The sequence below is a fragment of the Anaerobiospirillum sp. NML120448 genome, assembly GCF_023050945.1.
Taxonomy (GTDB): domain Bacteria; phylum Pseudomonadota; class Gammaproteobacteria; order Enterobacterales; family Succinivibrionaceae; genus Anaerobiospirillum.
The window spans coordinates 1-2,577 of the sequence record NZ_JALKIM010000139.1 but is presented as its reverse complement, the minus strand read 5'-3'; the positions used below and the strand labels follow the sequence as shown (position 1 = coordinate 2,577).

Sequence of the window (2,577 nt, the reverse complement as noted above, 5' to 3'; positions counted from 1 at the left end):
TTCTTGATGAGAGACTAGAGGTTAAAAATCAAGACAGCATCTACGGCAAACTATTCATTGCCTTTATTGCTCTCATTATTCGTAAGCTACTGGATAATAAGCTTAGATCCTACCTTACTAAGAGCCGCATTGGGTTAGATAGTGCGATTGAGAGGTTAGCTGATATTCAATGTACTAAAAAAGACCAGATATGGATCTTAACATCAGCTCTTACAAAGCAACAAAAAGAGCTCGTTGAAGAGCTGAAGCTTCCTATAAATTACTTAGATATACCTATACATCAGAGTACCACATGATAATTGGGGGTATCAAGGTACAAAAATTATCATATAATGATACCCAACATTTTTTTCGGGGATGTAGGTTATATGTTGCCATGGTTAATTGGAGCTGCTGTTGTTGGCGTGGGAGCCGCTATTGTTGCGGCAGCAAAAGATAGCTCTAGTAGCTCTTCTAGTTCTAGTAGCTCTGACTACGACGACAGGGTTGAGGAGGCTAAAAAGCGTGAACGTCAGGCTGCCATAGACAGGTCTCAAAGACAACTTGACCAAAAGCTTGCTGACCTTAAAAGCAAATGGAATTTAAGCTCTTTGCCTACAAACAAAGAACTTAACTCTGGGTATAAAAGTACCCCAAACTCTCTAAGCAAGAGCTTATCTACCAATGTCCTCACTGTCAGGGCTATCGATCAAGCTCAAATGCAAATGGAGCAGCTCCAAAAAGAGCTATCTTCATTGGAGTTAATGAGAGCAGAAATGGTAAGTTCAATTACTGCTGCCCAGAGTGCCTTAGCTAAGGATCACTCCCTTGAATCTGAGATTAAAGATTCTATTAATGGTATTGCAACCATGTTCAACTCTCTTAAAGATCAAGTTGACTCTCAAAAACTTTCTCAATCGCTATCAGAATTGAATATGTCTTTTAACTCTGCAATTGCAAACAACTCTAAGTTAGCTCTGCAGATAGGAAACAAGCTTTCCCATACTCTAAAGGTTCTTTCTGACAAAAAATAAGCTAGGGCTTTAGAAAGTAAGAATAGTAATTACCAAACAAAAGCACATACAATTAGAGCTTCACTCAACATGTGCTGATAAATGAAGTAATCATCGTATTTTTAACTTGTTAGAGCTCGTAAAGCTCTACCTTAACACTCATCTCTTAGGGAGAATTAAATTATGTTGCCATGGTTAATTGGTGCAGCCGTTCTCGGCGTTGGTGCCGCTATTTTATCGTCATCAAAAGATGATTCAGATAATTCCTCGAGTTCTCGCTCTGACTATAAGGACAAAGAGAGGGAGGCTAAAGAGCGTGAGCGCCAAGCTGCTATTAAAAACTCTCAACAACTAATTGACCAGAAGTTTTATGCTATCAAAAACCAATGGCGCATAGAAGATACTAAGCATAATAGGTTCATGAAATCTAAGTACAACAGTAGTGCTGAAACTGGTTCTGGCCCTTGTTCTTTTGTCGTTCCTCAAACTATTTGTGAACAGGAAGAAAAATTTATCTCACTGCAAACAGAACTAGAGCAACTTAATATTATGTTTGCTGAGGTCAATGACGCTCTTAACTCTGCTCGTAGCTCTTTGCAAAACGGTGATTACAGCGAAGAAATCCCAACAGTTGATGCCTCAACAGTTGATATCCAAATTGTTAAGGATCATCCTTTTAAAAGCTCTCATACCTCTAACCATACCATCAAGGTCAACGACAAGAGAGCAGCAAGAAACCCTTTTGATGTGACTGGCAATACAAGTACAGTCAAGGCAAGCGACAAGAGAGCTGCAACAAACCCTTTTGATGTGACTGGCAATACAAGTACAGTCAAGGTCAACGACAAGAGAGCTGCAACAAACCCTTTGATTGTGTCAGGCACTCGAGGAAAGCCATTGAACCTAACAGGCTCTAAAGTCAATCCTTTTGATGTGACAGTTCCTAGATAGAGCTAATATCTCTTATGAATTTGCCCATATGCCATCTGAGGGTATGGAATTTACCCAAAAGAGGTGGCATTTCATCCTTTTTATTGCCTTGACTTGATTAGTGTTAATGCTCTGCAACTTAATAGCTTGGCTAGTTTTAGTTGTTAAGCGCCAGTAATCAGTCAAATATTTTTAACCACTCGCATTCAGTGGCTCTGATAGCCTTATTGAAGTTACCTTTAATGGCTAATAGAGATAAGAGAACTTAATTGAATGCGTAAACCATTGTTTGGAGTAAGGAACACTCTAGTTTGTTAATTTAAATCTTATGGAGGCATTACTATGTTGCCATGGTTGTTTGCACCAATTGCTATAGGCTTAGGTATTACTGCTGCTGTAATTGCAGCATCTAAAGGTAGAAGTAGTAGCAGTTCTAGCTCTTCATCTTCTAATAGAGATGAGCAAATTCGCCGCTCTAAAGAACGTGAAAAGAGCGAGAAGCTGTCTTTCTACCAGAACCTTATTTCTAAAAAATCCATATGACAGCCAAGTAGCGATTTGCTGACACCAGTCGATGGATGAAAGTGCCCGGCTCGCAATCTGTGCCTTACCCCATATGCGTCAAAACCGTCAAGTATGAGCTGCCGTTTATCCT

The 2,577-nt window shown here is 39.6% G+C and carries 4 protein-coding genes; all 4 read left to right on the top strand.

Annotated features, from left to right (window positions below; genetic code table 11):
* A partial coding sequence (locus MXE38_RS12050) for a hypothetical protein (protein WP_246915412.1) occupies window positions 1-296 on the top strand: 296 nt, incomplete at its 5' end.
* A gap of 72 nt (window positions 297-368) precedes the next feature.
* Window positions 369-1,013 carry a hypothetical protein gene (locus MXE38_RS12045; RefSeq protein ID WP_246915410.1) on the top strand — a complete coding sequence of 215 codons (645 nt, stop codon included), beginning with the start codon at window positions 369-371 and terminating at the stop codon, window positions 1,011-1,013.
* Window positions 1,014-1,175: 162 nt separating this feature from the next.
* Window positions 1,176-1,943, top strand: coding sequence for a hypothetical protein (locus tag MXE38_RS12040; RefSeq protein WP_246915408.1), 768 nt, complete (start codon window positions 1,176-1,178; stop codon window positions 1,941-1,943).
* 321 nt (window positions 1,944-2,264) lie between these two features.
* Window positions 2,265-2,465, top strand: coding sequence for a hypothetical protein (locus MXE38_RS12035; RefSeq protein ID WP_246915406.1), 201 nt, complete (start codon window positions 2,265-2,267; stop codon window positions 2,463-2,465).
* Window positions 2,466-2,577: the final 112 nt, after the last annotated feature.